Genomic DNA, 16090 nt, shown 5'->3' with positions numbered 1-16090 from the left:
GGAGGGAGCGGGCGCCACGAGGGGGACGGGGAACGGGAACGGGGAGGGACCGGGCGGCGGGCGCCCGATCCCTCCCCGGAGGCGGAGGCTAGGCCTCCTGATCCTCGCGGCGACGGCTGCGGGCGATCAGGAGCGAGCCGAGGCCGAGGGCGACAGCACCTCCCGAGAGCAGCAGCCAGGAGCCGGTCTCCACTCCGGTGGAGGGGAGGCCGCCGGGGCCGGTCGGTGCGGTGATCGGCGCGGCCGTGGCGGTCGGTCCGGCCGTCGGCACGACGGTGGGCTCCGGGGTCGGCGTGGGCTCGGGGCTCACGGTCGGCTCGGGCGTCGCCGTGGGCTCGGGAGTCGCGGTCGGCTCCGGCGAGCCGGTCGGCTCCGGCGTCGGCGTGGGCTCCGGGGTCCCCGGCAGCTCGACGGCGGCGCCCTCCGGCGCCACGGCGAGCAGCGCCCGGGCGACGTCGCTGAACGCTCCGACCGGGTGGTTGCGGAACACCGGCGAGGTGCCGAAGAGGAAGCCCTCGGTGCCCGACTCCGTCGAGAACGAGACGGCCGAGGCCTGCCCGGCCGCGTCGCTCCGGGACTGACCCTCGGAGTCGACCCAGTGCCCGGCGACGAACGTGCCGTCCTCCGAGTAGCTCTGCTCGACCGCGACCGACTCGTCGAAACCGGCGAACCACAGTGCCGGCGAGACGAACGCGGTGTCCTGCGGGTAGTCGCCCAGGACTCCGCCGGCGGGCGTCTCGACCGAGACGATGCCGTTGGAGCCGCTGGTGCCGGTCTGCGCGGTCAGCTCGGCCAGGCCGAAGTCGGACACGAAGGCCGCTCCAGCGCCACCGCGGCCGACGACGTCGCCGCCCGCCGCGAGGAACTCCTCGACCACGGTGCGGCCCGCGGCCTGCTCCGGGGTGAAGGAGAGGGCGCGTCCCACGTAGAGCACGTCGGCACCCTCGAGGGTCGCGGTGCCCGCGGTGAGCGCGGCCGCGTCGACGGCGACCGCATCGGCGAAGCCGAGCTTGGCCAGCGCGTCGCGGTCCTCGTTCGTGCCGGAGTAGGCGACGCGGAGGGCGTCGAGCGCCTTCCCGTCCTCGGCGCGCACGCGGTCGGCGGTGGTCGCCGTGAAGTCGACGCCGAAGACGGCGGCGGCTCCCTCGGCGGCCGCGAGCCCGGCGGCGTCGGCACGCAGGGCGATGGTGCCGTCCTCGAACTGCTCGAGAGCGACGCCGTCGGCCAGCAGCGCGTTGACGGCCTGGTACTCCAGGACGCCGCGCGGCTCGAAGGCGAGGTAGTCGGCGCCTGCCGGGACGGAGCCGACCGGAGCGACGGCGGTCACCGGCTCCAGGCCGACGGCTGGGAGGGCATCGGTGGTGGAGCCGATCGCCTGCACGTCGGCGCCCCAGAGGAGCGAGAGGCTCCAGGCCGAGACGTCGTACATCTCGGGCACACGGCTCGAGATGTCGCTGCCGTCGGCGAGGAGGACGTTGGCGAGGCCGCGGACCGACTGGTGCATGTCGACCAGGTAGGTGCCCGCGGGGTAGGAGACTCCTCCGACGCTCGTGGCGGCCGTGGTCCGCGACACCTCGACGCCGTGGGCGAGCAGCTGCGCGACGAGGGTCTCGGCGTCCGAGAGGGAGCGCTGCGTGCCGTCGACGGGGATGACGTAGGCGCGCGGGTACTCGGTCGTGTAGACGTCGGTCTCGTCCCAGATCTCGGTCCACTCGGTCGGCACGCCCGCGGGCAGGTCGGCCGCGGAGACGTCGGCGGGGATCTCGACGGCGGGGGCGCCGGTGACGCCGCGCTCGAAGATGCTGACCTGGTTGCTCAGGAGCGCGTCGCGGTTGGCCTCGATGTAGTCGACGGAGGCGTCCATGACGATCCCGGCGACCTCGACGTCGATGTCCGCGTTGGCCTGGCCCTGGGCGATCTCCTCCGGAGTGCTGTTGGCCGTGCGGCCGAGCGGAAGCTCCACCGTGTTGGTGATCGCGCCTTGGAAGGCGACGTACTGCGGGGCGAAGATGGGGGGCCAGTCGTCCCAGCCCGCGCGGATGTCGCGGTAGGGGATGAGGATCTTCCCGGTGTTGTCCGTCGTGGCGCTGCCGTCCTCGGCGAGGTAGGTGTTGCCGGGCACGTCGGCCTCGACGACGCGGCGCTCGATCTCCAGCGCGGTCGCGTACGCGTGCGGGAGGAAGAGGTCGTACTCGTAGTTCTCGCCGTGCGGCGGGCCGCAGGGCTCGACCTGGAGGATCCCGGTGTAGCCGTGGATGTCGATGAAGTACGTGGGCTGGAGCACGCTCGAGAGGTCGCGGATCACGGCCGCCTCGCTGGTGGCTCCGGTGATCATGTCGCGGTTCGGGTCGTAGCCCGCGGCGACGGCGCGCTGGCCGAGGGCGCGGCCGTCGGGGTTGTTGGTGACGGTGAAGTAGAGGCGGTTGCCCTCGAGCAGCGCCTCGGTCTCCGCGTCCTCGGCGGTGGCGACGCCCTCGATGTACTCGAGGATCGCGTCGCTGCCCTCCCACTCGTTGCCGTGGATGTTGCCGTTGAACCAGACCGGCACCTTGTAGCCGTCCATCAGGTCGGCGTCGGCGGCCGCGGCGGCGGGCTCGTACTTGAGCCGGTCGCGCCACTCGGCCTGCTGCGCCGTCTCGGCCTCGGTCTCGGGGGCGGTGACGGTGACCAGGTAGATGTCGCGGCCGAGGCCGGACTTCCCGACCACCTGGGTCGAGACCCGGTCGGAGCGGGCGGCGAGCGCGTTCAGCTGAGGCGCGATGGCGTCGTAGGGGGTGACTCCGCGCAGGAGCGAGGCGTCGGTCGGGTCGACGGGCACCTCGGTCAGCGGGGTCTGCTGCGGGTAGCTGGTCGGCACCGCGATCGGAGCGGACGGCGGACGCACGATGTCCACGCGGGTGTAGTCGGCGGGTGCTGTCGTCGTGGCGGTCGCCGGTGGGGCGACCAGGAGGCCGCCGGCGGCGAGCGCGAGCGCGGCGCATCCGGAGGCGAGGGCGGTTCGAGATCTCAAGCGGAGTTCTTCCCTTGTCGAGGCGTGACGGAACGGATCGGGCCCCCGTCGGCGTCTGGATCTCCGAATCGGATGTGAACCCTCTCAGGAAGATAGAGGCTCCATGTTTCCGTCACGTGTCGGCCGGGTCACCTCCGCGAGATGCCTGTTCTGAACGCCTCGCCCGGCGACTCGGGTGCCCGAGTGGCATCCGGCGAGAGGAGGAAGCAGGTCCCGGTCAGAGGAAGAGGGAGAGGACGAGCGTGGCGCCGAGCGCGAGGACGGAGGCGAGGGAGACGCCGACGGTCACCGACTTGAGGGCGCCGCGGACCGACTGGCCGAGGAAGCTCTGCAGCAGCCAGAAGGTGTTCGAGGTGACGTGGATGCAGAACAGCGCGCCGGAGCCCGCAGCGAGTGCGATCAGCAGCGGGTCGAGGCCGAGTGTCGCGGCGACCGGCGCGACGACTCCGGCCGCCGTGATCGCCGAGAGGGTGACCGAGCCGACCGCGATGTGCAGCACGGCCGCCATCACCCAGACGAGCAGCAGCGGCGCGGTCGCCGAGGTCGAGAAGTAGCCCTTCAGGATCTCGCCGAGGTCGCCCTGCGCGATCACCGCGGCGAGCGCCCCGCCGACGCCGGTGAGCAGGAAGATCTGCCCGCCGTCCTGGAAGCCCTTGGCGACCGCCTTCTCCATCCGCGCGGTTCCCACGGTGGACCGGCCGACCACTCCGGTGCCGATCACGGCGAGGAGGAGCGCGATGACGGGGTTCCCGAGGAACTGCAGCACCGGCAGCTCGATCCCGGAGACGGTGAGCACCGCCTGCGCGGCGATGAGCAGGAGGGCGAGGAGCATGGGCGCGAAGAGGAGCAGGAGCGGGCGCTCGCGGGCGGGGTGGGCGTCCTGCGCCTCGGCGGGACCCGCCGCGTCCTCGACGGACGAGCCGGACGAGCCGCCCGATGCCGCTCCGACTCCGCTCGAGGACGCCCCGCCGCTCCCCCGCGCTCCGAACGACGGCAGCCGTCCGCCGTCCGCGGCGGGCGACGCCCCCACCGTCGCGAGCCCGGTCGTGTCGTCGCGCACGACCAGCTGCTCGTCGCGCGCCGGGTCCCAGAAGCCGAGGCGGAATGCGAGCGACATCAGCAGGATCGTGACCACGACCGTCGGCGCCACCACCGCGAATCCGCCGAGCATCATCACGCCCAGCGGCACTCCGAGCAGCCCCGCGAGCGCGACCGCGGCGAAGCCGGGCACCATCATCACGATGCCCGTCTCGAGCCCGACGGCGAAGGTCACGGCGACGATGCCGGTGCCCGCGCGCCCCAGCCGCGGCGCGATCCGGCGGGCGAGCGGGGCCGCGATCACGATCAGCGCGTCGACGAAGATCGTCTGCAGGTACGTGGCGAAGGAGAGGCCCAGCGCGTAGGGGATCCCGCGGCGGCCGAAGACGCGCAGCAGGCCCTCGACGAGCCGGACGACGGCGCCCATCTCGTTGAGCATCGCGCCGATGAGCACGCCCCAGCCGATCAGGAGGCCAGCCTCCATCATCACCTCGCCGAAGCCGGTGGTCATCGTGGAGACGGTGTCGACGGGGCCGAGCCCGGTGAGCAGGCCGATCGCGGCGGCTCCCACGGCCAGCGCCAGCACCGGGTTGAACCGGAAGCGCACGATCGCGACGACCACCACGACGATCACGAGGGCGACGACGCCCAGGGTGTACCACTCGGGCATGACGTCCTCCTCCGCCCGCGACTGCGCGTGCCGTCACACCCTAGGGGACCGCCGCGCACCCCCTCGCCCCCGCCGGGCGCAGGGCCCTAGCGTGGACGCATGGCACTGACGCTCCCCGAGCCCCGACTCCCCTCCCTCCTCGACTCCCCCGTCCTGCGCTGGGGGGTGATCGCGCCCGGCTCGATCGCCGGCTCGTTCGTCGAGGCGCTGCAGAAGCACACCCGGCAGCGCGTGGTCTCGGTGGGCTCCCGCTCGCTGGAGCGCGCGGAGCGGTTCGCGAGCCGGTTCGGGATCGAGCGGGCCTCGGCCGGCTACGAGGCCGTGGTCGAGGATCCGGAGGTCGACGTGGTCTACATCGCGTCCCCGCACTCGGAGCACGCCCGCCAGGCGCTGCTCGCCATCGCCGCGGGCAAGCACATCCTGGTCGAGAAGCCGTTCGCGCCGACCCCGGGCGAGGCCGAGATGATGGTGCACGCCGCGCGCGACGCCGGAGTCTTCGCGATGGAGGCGATGTGGATGCGCTACCTGCCGCACATGGACGTCGTGCGGCAGCTGCTCGCGGACGGGGCGGTCGGCGCGCCCGCCGTCGTCTCGGCCGACTTCGGCGCCGCCTTCGACTTCGACCCCTCCAGCCGCATCTTCGACCCGGCGCTCGCGGGCGGCGGCCTGCTGGACGTCGGCGTCTACGCCTCCTCCTTCGTCTCGATGGTGGCGGGCACCCCGCAGAGCACCGTCGTCGCCGGCAGCATGACCTCGACCGGCGTCGACGCAACCGCGACGATCGTCGGCAGCCACGCGCACGGGGTGCAGTCGGTGGCCACCTCGACCGTGCTGGCCGACACCCGGCACGCGGCGAGCGTCGCTGGGCGGGCGGGGCGGATCGACGTGCACCCGTCGTTCTGGACGCCGGGCGGCGTGACGCTCACCCGCGGCTCCGAGAGCGGGTCGTGGATCGACGAGACGCCGCTCCAGGGCGGCGAGGGCCTCGCCTGGGAGGCGCTGCACGTCGCGCAGTACGTGACGGAGGGGCGCACCGAGTCGCCGCTGCACCCGCTCGACGAGGTGGTCGCCGTGGTGCGGACCCTCGACGACGCGCGCCGCCGGCTGGGCGTCTCGGTGTAGGGCGGGCGGCGGGAGACCCCCGCCCCTGCCCTCAGCCCGCCGGCAGCTCGACGCGGAAGCTCGTGCGCCCCGGCTCGGACGCGACGAGGACGCGCCCGCCGTGGGCGTCGACGACCGCCGCCACGATCGCCAGGCCCAGCCCCGTCGATCCGGTCGTGCGCGCTCGGGAGGAGTCGCCGCGGGCGAAGCGCTCGAACAGCACCGGCACCAGCTCCGGCGCGATGCCCGGGCCGGAATCGGTGACCGTCACGACCGCGATCGGCCGCCCCTCCGACACCTCCTCGGCGAGGGCCGCCACGACCCGGGTGCCGGGGGGCGTGTGCACGGTCGCGTTCCGCAGCAGATTGGCGACCACCTGGTGCAGCCGGAAGCCGTCGCCGCGGATCTCGATCGGCTCCTCGGGGAGCTCGAGGTCCCACTCGTGGTCGGGGCCCGCGGCGTGCGCGTCCGAGAGCGCCTCGATCACGAGCAGCGTCAGGTCGACGGGCTCCTTCTCGAGGTCGCGGCCCTCGTCGAGGCGGGCGAGCAGGAGGAGGTCCTCGACCAGCGAGGTCATCCGGGTGGCGGCGGACTCGATCCGGTCGAGGGAGTAGGCCGCCGACTCCGGCAGCTCGGTCCCGCCGCGCCGGGGCAGCTCCGCGTAGCCGCGGATCGCCGCGAGGGGGGTCCGCAGCTCGTGCGAGGCGTCGGCGACGAACTGCCGCACCTTGTCCTCGCTCGCCTGCCGCGACTCCAGCGCACCGGTGACGTGGTCGAGCATGCGGTTGAAGGCGGCGCCGACGCGGCCGACCTCGGTGCGGGTGTCGGCGTCCTCCTCCGGGACCCGCTCGACCAGCTCTACGGCGCCGCGGTCCAGCGGCAGCTCGGCCACGCGGGTCGCCGTCGCCTCCACCCGCTCCAGGGGCCGCAGTGCCACGCGGATGATCGCGGTGGCGACGAGGGCGACCAGCAGCATCGCCAGCAGCACCACCACGACGACCACCCAGGTGAGGGAGGCGAGCGTCTCGGCGACCTCGCCCAGGGGGACGCCGACGACGACGACGGAGCCCTCGACCGCCGCCGCGCGCACGCGGTAGGTCCCGAGGCTCCCGGGCAGCTCGATGGTCGCCTCCTCGCCCCCCGCGGCGACGGCCGCCGCGAGCACCGAGTCGGCCGGGTCCGAGAACTGCCGGCAGACCCCGTCGGCGTCGACGTAGGCGCCGATGAAGGAGCCGTCCGAGCCCTGGACGGCGGTGATGGTGCTGAGGTTCTGGCTCGGGCCGCCGCCGAAGGATCCGCTCGGGCAGGTCGTGGCCTGCTCGATCGCGCTCGACCCGCCGAAGCGGCTCGGCCCGTCGAAGTCCTGGAGGCGCGTGACCGACTGGCTGAGCGACGCGTCCGTGCTGCCGTAGAGGATCGAGCGGGCGGAGAGCACGCTGACCGCTCCCACGGCGCCCGCCGTCACCGCGACGAGCGCGACCACGGCGACGACCATCCGCCGCCGCAGAGTCCACGGCGCGCGCCGGCCGCGGCGGGAGCTGCGGAGGGCGGAGCGGGTCGCGAAGTCGCCGAGCGACGGGCGGCCGGTGCGGCTCACTGGTCGGCGGGCTTCAGGAGGTAGCCGGCGCCGCGCACGGTGTGGATCATCGGCGAGCGGCCGGCGTCGATCTTCTTGCGCAGGTACGAGATGTAGATCTCGACCACGCTCGACTTGCCGCCGAAGTCGTACGACCAGACCCGGTCGAGGATCTGGGCCTTGCTGAGCACGCGGCGCGGATTGCGCATCAGGAAGCGCAGCAGCTCGAACTCGGTGGCGGTCAGCTCGATCTCGTCGCCGCCCCGGCGGACCTCGTGGCTGTCCTCGTTCAGCACCAGGTCCCCCACGACGACCTCGGGGTCGTCCGCGTCGTTGGCGAGCAGGGTGCTGCGGCGGATGAGTCCGCGCATCCGGGCGACCAGCTCCTCGAGGGAGAAGGGCTTGGTGACGTAGTCGTCGCCGCCGGCGGTGAGCCCGGCGATCCGGTCGTCGAGCGCGTCCTTCGCGGTGAGGAAGAGGACCGGGGTCTCGCTGCCGTCCGCGCGGACCCGCTGCAGGACCTGGAGGCCGTCGATGTCGGGGAGCATCACGTCGAGCACGATCACGTCGGGCCGGAACTCGCGGGTGATCGTGATCGCGGCGCGGCCCTCGGCCGCGGTGCGCACCTCCCAGCCCTCGTAGCGCAGAGCCATCTGGAGCAGGTCGGTGAGGGTGCTCTCGTCGTCGACGACGAGGACGCGGATCGGCGTCCCGTCGGCCCGCTTCAGGCGGGTGCGCTGCGCGGGGGCGAGGTGCTTCGAGGGGGCCGGGGTGCTCATGACTCCAGTATCGGGAGTTCCCTATGGATCGGCTATGACCGGCCGATGCCGTCGCTGTGCGCTCCCGATGCGTCCTCCGCGGGATCGGCGTCGAGCTCCTCCGGAGCGATCGCCGCGGTGCGCGCGTAGCCGCGGACCCGCCGGTCGATGAAGGTCGCCGCCCAGAGCAGGACGCCGATCACGAGCAGCACCCCCGCGATCCCGTACTGGGCCATGTCGCGTCCCGAGGTGATCGGCAGCACCAGGTAGACGCAGGCGATCGTGCCCAGCACCGGCAGCACGGTGGGGGTCCGGAAGTGACGGTGCTCGACCGGCTGCCGGCGCAGCACCAGCACGGAGACGTTGACGACGGCGAAGACCGCCAGCAGGAGGAGCGACGTGGTCCCGCCCAGGAGCACCGCGATGGGGTCGGAGGGGTCGCGCGACACGTAGGCGGTGAGGAGCAGGGCGATCACCGTCGTGAAGAGGATCGCGGCCCACGGCGTGCGCCGTCCGCGCAGCACGTTCTGCAGGAACGGCGGCAGCACGCCCTGGCGGCTCATCCCGTAGAGCAGGCGGCTGGCCATCATCATGTTGATCAGCGCGCTGTTGGCCACGGCGAAGAGCGAGATGAAGGGCAGGAGCGTCGAGATCGGGAAGTCGGGCGCCGCGGCCTCGACGACCGTGACGAGCGGAGTGTCGTTGCCGGCCAGCTCCCCCACGGGGACGATCGCGACGGCGAGCGTGGACACGAGCACGTAGACCACGGCGGTGATGCCGAGACCCGTGAGCATCACGCGCGGGAAGATGCGGCTGGGCTCCTTCGTCTCCTCCGCCATGTTCACGGAGTCCTCGAATCCGACCATCGCGAAGAACGCCAGCGAGGTCGCGGTGCTCACCGCGAGCAGCAGCGACTTGTCCTCCGGCGCCTCGAACGCGACCACCCGCGAGAAGTCGGCCTGCCCGCCGAACACCGCGAAGAAGCACACGAAGATCACCAGCAGCAGGCCCGAGAGCTCGATCAGGGTGAGCACCACGTTCAGCCCGACGCTCTCGGCGACACCGCGCAGGTTCACCAGGGCGATGCAGACCATGAACACCAGCGCGATGCTCAACCGCGTCCCCGCGCCGTCCCCGAGCCCGAAGCCGATCGCGAAGTTGCTCGCGAAGGCGCCCGAGGCGGCGGAGGCCGAGGTGATCCCGCTCGCCATCACGGTGAAGCAGACGAGGAACGTGACGAAGTGGATCCCGAACGCCTTGTGCGCGTAGAGCGCGGCGCCCGCCGCCTGCGGGTACTTCGTCACCAGCTCCAGGTACGAGCAGGCGGTGAGCGTGGCGACGACGAACGCGATCACGAAGGGGAGCCACGCGGCCCCGCCCACCTCGGCCGCGACCTGCCCGGTGAGCGCGTAGATCCCGGTGCCGAGGATGTCGCCGACCACGAACAGCAGCAGCAGCTTGGGGCCGAGCACGCGCTTGAGCTCGGGCGGGGCGGACGTCTCTCTCGTGGCGGTCATCGTCGGCCCCTCCCGTTGCGGATGAGCGCGAGCCTACGACCGCGGGCACCGCCCCGGGAAGAGCGGGCGCCCGGAGAGCAGGAGCCGACGACACCCACCACTCTGCCGTCGCGCCGTGCGCAGCGCAGCCTCCACCTCGCCGGCGGGAGGCTGCGCGAGGCCGGCTGACCGGATGCTGCCACGGCCGGAGCCTGCCCGGACGTCCCGTGGGCCCCCGACCCTCCGCCCCGCGCGGAGCCGGGGGTCCGCCGCATGTCCGGATGCTGCCGTGCCCGGATGCTGATCTGGTGCCGCCGACGGGCCTCCGCGAGGCTCGGAGGACCACGACGAGAGGACGCACCATGACCGCCACTGCACCCGCCGCCACCCCGCACCTCGGCCCCGTCGCCGCCGGAGGCGCCCTCGCCTGGGCCGCGCTGGCCGCGCTCCTCCTGCTCGGGGAGCCGCACCCCGCGGCGGTCCTCCTGCTCGTGCTCGCCGCCGCCGCCGCGACCTCGCTGAGCGTCGTCGCCGTCGCCCGCCGGCAGCCCCCCGCCCGCCGTACCGGAGTCGTGATCGGTCTCCTCGCCCCCCTCCTCGCGAACGCCGGTCTCACTCCGCTCGCCGCGCTGGTCGGCCCGGCCGTGTTCGGAGCGGTAGCGCTGGTCCTCGCCGGTGAGCTCGCCGTCGTCGCGGTTCTCGCGCGGCGGCGCTGAGTGCGCGCCTCCTACACTCGGGAGGGTCGGGAGAACGGGGGGCCGCCGGTGCTGAGCGAGAACGCGATCGCGCTGTACCTGCACGCGTCCGTGCGCGGAGACTGGTCTCTCGAGAGCGCGTCGGACGAGCTCGGCGTCACCGTCGACGGCCTCCGCGAGGCGCGCGACGAGCTGATCGGGCTCCGGCTGCTCGCTCCGCTGCACGCGGGGGCGGAATCGCTCGCCACGGCCGCACCGGACATCGCCCTGGCCGAGCTGATCGCCGAGGACGAGCGGCGCCTCCTCGAGCTGCAGACCGGGATCACCCGCCGCCGCAGCGAGCTGATGGCCCTCGTCCCCGCCTACCGGAGCGCCCGCAGCGCCCTCGCCGCCGCGGAGCAGGTGGAGGTGATCGAGGACCCGGCGACCGTCCTCCGGCTGCTCCTCGACCTGCAGCGCGGAGCCTCGGAGGAGGTGCTGATCGCCGCTCCCGGCACCAGCAGCGTGGAGCGGCACGAGGCGAGCGACGCCGTCGACCGCGAGCTGCTCGGGCGCGGTATCGCGAGACGGACGCTGTACCACGACCGCCGCCGCGACAACGCGGCCCTCCGGCGCTCGGTCGCGGAGCTCGAGCCGCTGGGCGCGCGGTTCCGGACCCTCCCGGTGCTGCCCTTCCGGCTGGTGGTCTTCGACCGCTCCCTCGCGATCGTCGCCCGCTCCCGGGACGAGGACGACCGCGCCGCCCTGGTCGTCCGCTCCTCCGAGCTCGCGGCGACCCTGGCGCGCGTCTTCGACGCGGCGTGGGAGTTCGCAGCGCCCCTGCACGCGGCAGGTGCCGAGGAGGAGCCCTCCCTCTCCGCGGTGCAGCGGTCGATCCTGCAGGGCCTCGCCGCCGGGCTCACCGACGAGGCGCTCGCGGCACGGCTGGACCTCAGCGTGCGCACCTGCCGTCGGCACATCGCCGGTCTCTTCGAGCTGCTCGGCGCCGAGAGCCGCTTCCAGGCGGGCGTGCTCGCGTCTCGGCGGGGCTGGCTGCCGGTCCGACCGCGCTGACGCCGGCCGTCGGCGAGCTCAGCGCCGCGGAGCCGCGGTGTCGGAACGGGGTGTCCGCTAGCGGACACGTCCTCTTCCGGCTCTTGTCCCGGCACTCTCCCAGGTCGAACATGGGGACCGCCGCCGACATCCCCGATGACGGGCGGCCTCCGCACCGCGACACCGTACCCGACGGGACCGCGGCCCCGACGCCCGCGCCGTACCCGACGGACCGCGGCGCATCAGCGACCTGAGCCGAACGCGCGCACAGGCGCTCCTCCGGCGCGCCGTCCGGCACCCCCGACCGACGACGCTCCGGGCCCCCGCTTCCACCTACCCGAAGAGCTCACCCGTGAACCCCAGCACCCCCGCCCGCCCTGTTCCTCCCGCTCCACCCGAGATCCGCCCGCTCCTGACGCGCCAGCAGCGCGTCGCCAGCCCCCGTGCCGTCACCAGCCGCGCCAAGCAGCAGTCGCCCTCGCTCATCATGATCGTGCTGCTCTCCGGCGCCGGCGCGCTGCTCTACGGCGCCTTCCTGCTCAACCCGCGCAACATCGGCGACCCCCTCCCGTTCGCCATCGTCATCATCTGCGAGCTCTACCTGATCGGCCAGGCCGCGCTCACGATGTGGACCGCCCTGTCGAGCACGTACGACCCGCGCGACTCCGCCTTCCACTCCGCCCGAGCGACGCTCTACGGGAGCCCGGTCGACGGCATCCCGATCGGCGAGGACCTCTACCTCGGCCGCCGCCGCATCACCGTCGACGTCTTCATCAGGACCTACAGGGAGGACCCCGCGATCATCGAGGAGACGGCCCGTGCGGCCCGCGACATGCGCGGCACCCACGTGACGTGGCTCCTCGACGACGGGGACGACCCGCAGGTCGCCGCGATCGCCGATCGCCTGGGCGTCCGGTACGTGGTGCGCGAGGACCGCGCGGGTGCCAAGGCCGGCAACGTGAACCACGCGCTCCGTCTGACAGACTCGGACTTCGCCGTGATGATCGACGCCGACTTCGTGACCGTGCCGGAGTTCCTGGAGGAGACTCTCCCCTTCTTCGCCCACGACGACGTCGCCTTCGTGCAGGCCCCGCAGGTCTACGGGAACGCGCACAACTTCATCTCGCGCGGCTCCGCCTACATGCAGATCGTCTTCTACGCCCTCACCCAGCCGGGCAAGAACAAGTACAACTCCGCCTTCTGCGTGGGCACCAACGCCGTCTTCCGCCGCAAGGCCCTCGACGACATCGGCGGGATGTACGAGGGCTCGCAGTCCGAGGACATCTGGACGTCGATCTTCGTGCACGAGCGCGGCTGGCGCTCGATCTTCGTGCCGATGACCCTCGCGGTCGGGCGCACGCCCGAGACGATCGAGGCCTTCGTCCGCCAGCAGGTCCGCTGGGCCGTCGGCGGGTTCGAGATCCTGCTCAAGCACAACCCGTTCTCGCCGAAGCGCCGGCTCACGACCGACCAGCGCGTGCAGTACTTCATGACCGTCACGTTCTACTTCACCGGGATCGTGCCGCTGGGCCTGATCGTGCTGCCCCCACTGCAGATCTACCTGAACATCACGCCGGTCAGCCTCGAGGTGCCGCTCGTCGAGTGGATCCTCTTCTACTGCGGGTTCTACGTGCTGCAGATCGGGCTCGCGCTGTTCATCATCGGCTCGTTCCGGTGGGAGACGCTGCTGCTGTCGACCGTCACCTTCCCGATGTACACGAAGGCGTTCTTCCTCGCTCTCGCGGGCCGGAAGCCGGCCTGGACCTCGACGGGCGCGACCGGGCAGGCCGCCTCGCCCTTCAACTTCATCAAGGTGCAGATGGTCTTCCTGGTGTTCCTGGCCGCGACCTCCGTCGTCGGCTTCCTCAAGGCGGAGTGGACCGCGGAGTACTCGGTGGCGCTCGCCTGGAACGTCCTGAACACCCTCACGCTCGGAGCGTTCGCGGTGATCGCGGCGCGCGAGCACGTCCTCCTGAAGCGCGCCGCCCGGGCCGAGGTGGTCGCTCCGAGCGGCCCCGCCGCCGCGGGACGCCACGGACTCGCCGTGGGTGCGGCATGACCGCGCTGCGCTGGCTCGGCTTCCTCGCCTCGTGCGCCCTCGCGCTCGGCGTCGCCGCCGCCGGCCTGGTCTACGCGAACAACTCCTCGCTCACCGTGCGGGCGGCGAGCGCTCAGCTCGTCACCGACGAGTACTCGCTGGGGACGCCCTACGCGGGCACGATCCAGGACCTCACGATCTCCCGCGGCGACGCGGTGGAGAAGGGCGACGTGCTCTTCAGCCTGCAGAGCACCGTCCTCGAGTCCGACATGCAGACGAAGACGTTCACCAGCGCCGATGTCGGCTACCGGATCGAGGAGGGCGGCCTGATGGTCTTCACGGCGGCGCTGGACGGCGTGGTCACGTCGGTCGACGCCGAGATCGGCTCCTTCGTCGAGGAGGACCAGATGATCGCGGTCGTCGCGATCTCGGACTCGATCCACCTCGAGAGCGAGTTCGTGCTCGGCGCCCGGGACTACTCGCGGGTCCCGATCGGCGGCACCGTCGCCGTGGCGATGCCGGACGGGACGACCGTCGACGCCGAGATCTACGACGTCGAGGTGGAGCGGTTCCACGAGGGGCGGGCGACGACCGTCATCCGCGCGCGCACCGACGAGATCACGACGCAGGACTACACCGTGGTCGGAGCTCCCGTCGCGGCGGAGGTGCGGCTCCGCGACGACGGCGACGGCTTCGGCGGCTGGCTGGTCGCCCAGCTCGGCAGGCTCTTCACGCCGGGCGGATTCGCGCGGTGAGGCGCGGGGCGGGGGCGGCCCTCGCTCTCGCCCTCGCGATCGCAGGCCTCACCGGATGCACGTCCGACGGCTCCGCGTCCGACTGGGCCGTGGCAGCGTCCGTGCACGCGCGGGAGCTGCCGCAGGTCCCCGGCCCCTACGCGGGGACGGCGCGGCTTGCCGAAGGGGTGCGGCCGCCGACGAACTCGTGGGTGTCCGGACCGGTGTTCGGGGAGGATCTCCCGCTCTACTCAGGGATCCTCACCGTCACGCCGCGCGCCGACGGCTTCACCGTGGGCCTCCCGATCGTGGAGGCGGCTCCGCGGACCGTCTACGCCCTCGCCCGGGACGATCTCACCGTGACGGTCCCCTCGAGCGCGGTGGCGCTCTCCGCGTTCGACGACCTCGTCGCGCACTGGAGCCTCGCGGGTGCCGGTGAGCTCGTCGCAGCCGAGGGCTGGCCCTACGCCTCCTACCGGACCGAGAGCGCCCAGACGGTGCTGATCGGAGGCGCCACCGCTCCCGAGCGCGCGGCCGGCGGCCTGCTCCTGGTCACCGCGGGCGGACAGCGGTACGGGCTGGTGGCGCCCGCCGCCGCCCTCGATACGTTCCCCCGGATGACGCTGGACGGCACGCTGCTCCTCTTCGCGGTGCCTCCGGGAGCGAGCAGGGCGCGGATCGACGAGCTTCGGCGTCGTGCAGTGCCCCTCGAGGGCGCGAGCGTCTCCCACGACGTCACGGCGAGCACCACCACCACGACCTACGCGCTGCGGACCGAGGGCGGCGCCGAGACGTTCTTCGGCCTCGGGGCCGAGGGGGCGATCGGCTACGACACGCTCTACGGCCGGGTGGGGCTCCGTGCGGGAACGTCGTTCTCCCGCGCCGCCCCCACTATCGTCGAGTCGGGGGCGCTCGATCTCGGCTCCCTCACGGCCGAGGAGAAGACGACGCTCCGGACGCAGGTGCCACTCGACGCCGCGGCCACCCGCTTCGCCGCGCCCGACACCTACGGAGCCGGCAAGGAGCTCTACCGCGCCGCTGCTCTGCACCGTCTCGCCGTCGACCTCGGCCTGGAGGAGGTGGCGGCCGACCTGCACGACCGGATCGCCGCCGAGCTCGACCAGTGGCTCGACCCGCGCGGCTGCGCACCGGGTGCCGTGAAGTGCGTCGTCTACGACCCCGTGCTCGGAGGCGTCGTCGGCTCCGCGCCGTCGTTCGGGTCCGACGCATTCAACGACCACCACTTCCACTACGGCTACCTGCTCTCCGCCGTCGGGATGCTGGCCGCCGAGGACCCGTCCCTCCTCGAGCGGTACCGGACCGTCGCGGACCTGCTCGCCCTGGATCTCGCCTCTCCCGTCGACACCGCCGAGTTCCCGCGGCTGCGCGTGTTCGACGCGTACCGCGGCCACTCCTGGGCCTCGGGGCTCGCGCCGGCCCGGGACGGCAACGACCAGGAGTCGGTGTCCGAGGCGGTCAACGCCTGGAACGGCCTCGCCCTCTGGGCGGCCGCCTCCGGGAACGCGCCGCTGCTCGAGGAGGCGCGCTGGCTGCTCTCCCTCGAGACGCAGGCGGCCGCAGACCTCTGGCTGAGCCCGGAGACGCCGGTCGGCTTCGAAGCGCCGTTCGTCGCGATCAACTGGGGCGGCAAGCGCGACTACGCCACCTTCTTCGACGCGACACCCTCGGCGCTGCTGGGGATCGAGCTGATCCCGATGCCGCCGTCGACCGCGTTCCTCCCCGACCCCTCGCGGGTCGACGAGCTCGTGGCCGGAGCCCCAGGCGCGCCGCTCGCCGACTACGTGCTGATGCTGCAGGCGACCAGCGACCCGGCCACGGCTCTCGCGCGGGCGGAGCGCCTGCCGGACTCCTCGATCGACAGCGCCGACTCGCGCAGCTACCTGGTGGCGTGGATCCTCACCCGCTGATCCCGCACAGCCCG

The 16090-nt window shown here is 73.0% G+C and carries 11 protein-coding genes; 6 read left to right on the top strand and 5 right to left on the bottom strand.

Features of this window, described 5'->3' with window-relative positions; all coding sequences use genetic code 11:
• Nucleotides 1-88: 88 nt before the first annotated feature.
• Entirely contained in the window at nucleotides 89-3010 is a 2922-nt protein-coding gene (locus C5C37_RS10650; protein WP_104338915.1) for a M14 family metallopeptidase, read from the bottom strand.
• A 217-nt stretch (nucleotides 3011-3227) separates the two neighbouring features.
• Entirely contained in the window at nucleotides 3228-4718 is a 1491-nt protein-coding gene (locus C5C37_RS10645) for a GntP family permease (RefSeq protein ID WP_104262977.1), read from the bottom strand.
• Between the two features lie 99 nt (nucleotides 4719-4817).
• Between C5C37_RS10645 and C5C37_RS10640 the strand changes: the two genes are divergently transcribed.
• Nucleotides 4818-5840, top strand: a complete 1023-nt coding sequence (locus C5C37_RS10640) for a Gfo/Idh/MocA family protein (protein ID WP_104234222.1) — start codon at nucleotides 4818-4820, stop codon at nucleotides 5838-5840.
• A gap of 31 nt (nucleotides 5841-5871) precedes the next feature.
• Here C5C37_RS10640 and C5C37_RS10635 read toward each other — a convergent pair whose 3' ends face one another.
• Genes C5C37_RS10635 through C5C37_RS10625 form a run of 3 tightly spaced genes read right to left on the bottom strand, consistent with a single transcriptional unit; the run spans nucleotide 5872 to nucleotide 9670 of the window.
• Nucleotides 5872-7416, bottom strand: coding sequence for a cell wall metabolism sensor histidine kinase WalK (locus C5C37_RS10635; RefSeq protein WP_219814479.1), 1545 nt, complete (start codon nucleotides 7414-7416; stop codon nucleotides 5872-5874).
• Nucleotides 7413-8174 carry a response regulator transcription factor gene (locus C5C37_RS10630; RefSeq protein WP_104223650.1) on the bottom strand — a complete coding sequence of 254 codons (762 nt, stop codon included), beginning with the start codon at nucleotides 8172-8174 and terminating at the stop codon, nucleotides 7413-7415. The genes C5C37_RS10635 and C5C37_RS10630 overlap by 4 nt, the downstream gene beginning before the upstream one ends.
• Before the next feature lie 32 nt (nucleotides 8175-8206).
• Nucleotides 8207-9670 (bottom strand): APC family permease, encoded by a 1464-nt coding sequence (locus C5C37_RS10625; RefSeq protein WP_104268604.1) that lies wholly within the window; start codon nucleotides 9668-9670, stop codon nucleotides 8207-8209.
• A 341-nt stretch (nucleotides 9671-10011) separates the two neighbouring features.
• On the opposite strand from C5C37_RS10625, the gene C5C37_RS10620 reads away from it, so the two are divergent.
• From C5C37_RS10620 to C5C37_RS10600, 5 genes are all read left to right on the top strand, one after another.
• Nucleotides 10012-10365, top strand: a complete 354-nt coding sequence (locus tag C5C37_RS10620; protein WP_104324517.1) for a hypothetical protein — start codon at nucleotides 10012-10014, stop codon at nucleotides 10363-10365.
• A gap of 48 nt (nucleotides 10366-10413) precedes the next feature.
• Nucleotides 10414-11397, top strand: coding sequence for a helix-turn-helix transcriptional regulator (locus C5C37_RS10615; RefSeq protein ID WP_104338914.1), 984 nt, complete (start codon nucleotides 10414-10416; stop codon nucleotides 11395-11397).
• A gap of 331 nt (nucleotides 11398-11728) precedes the next feature.
• Nucleotides 11729-13435: a glycosyltransferase family 2 protein gene (locus C5C37_RS10610; protein ID WP_104338913.1), complete on the top strand. Its 1707-nt coding sequence runs from the start codon at nucleotides 11729-11731 to the stop codon at nucleotides 13433-13435.
• A complete protein-coding gene (locus tag C5C37_RS17520; protein WP_104247768.1) occupies nucleotides 13432-14169 on the top strand; it encodes a biotin/lipoyl-binding protein in 738 nt (245 codons plus the stop codon). The genes C5C37_RS10610 and C5C37_RS17520 overlap by 4 nt, the downstream gene beginning before the upstream one ends.
• Nucleotides 14166-16076 (top strand): glycosyl hydrolase, encoded by a 1911-nt coding sequence (locus C5C37_RS10600; RefSeq protein WP_104338912.1) that lies wholly within the window; start codon nucleotides 14166-14168, stop codon nucleotides 16074-16076. The genes C5C37_RS17520 and C5C37_RS10600 overlap by 4 nt, the downstream gene beginning before the upstream one ends.
• The last annotated feature ends 14 nt before the right edge of the window (nucleotides 16077-16090 follow it).

The sequence above is a fragment of the Rathayibacter sp. AY1F9 genome, from assembly GCF_002932155.1.
Taxonomy (GTDB): Bacteria; Actinomycetota; Actinomycetes; order Actinomycetales; family Microbacteriaceae; genus Rathayibacter.
This window is presented reverse-complemented; position numbering and strand designations above follow the sequence as displayed.

Bases quoted from the DNA above. Each gene is read 5' to 3' on its own strand.
- C5C37_RS10645 (WP_104262977.1), bottom strand. From the start codon at position 4,718: ATGCCCGAGTGGTACACCCTGGGCGTCGTCGCCCTCGTGATCGTCGTG.
- C5C37_RS10640 (WP_104234222.1), top strand. From the start codon at position 4,818: ATGGCACTGACGCTCCCCGAGCCCCGACTCCCCTCCCTCCTCGACTCC.
- C5C37_RS10630 (WP_104223650.1), bottom strand. From the start codon at position 8,174: ATGAGCACCCCGGCCCCCTCGAAGCACCTCGCCCCCGCGCAGCGCACC.
- C5C37_RS10625 (WP_104268604.1), bottom strand. From the start codon at position 9,670: ATGACCGCCACGAGAGAGACGTCCGCCCCGCCCGAGCTCAAGCGCGTG.
- C5C37_RS10620 (WP_104324517.1), top strand. From the start codon at position 10,012: ATGACCGCCACTGCACCCGCCGCCACCCCGCACCTCGGCCCCGTCGCC.
- C5C37_RS17520 (WP_104247768.1), top strand. From the start codon at position 13,432: ATGACCGCGCTGCGCTGGCTCGGCTTCCTCGCCTCGTGCGCCCTCGCG.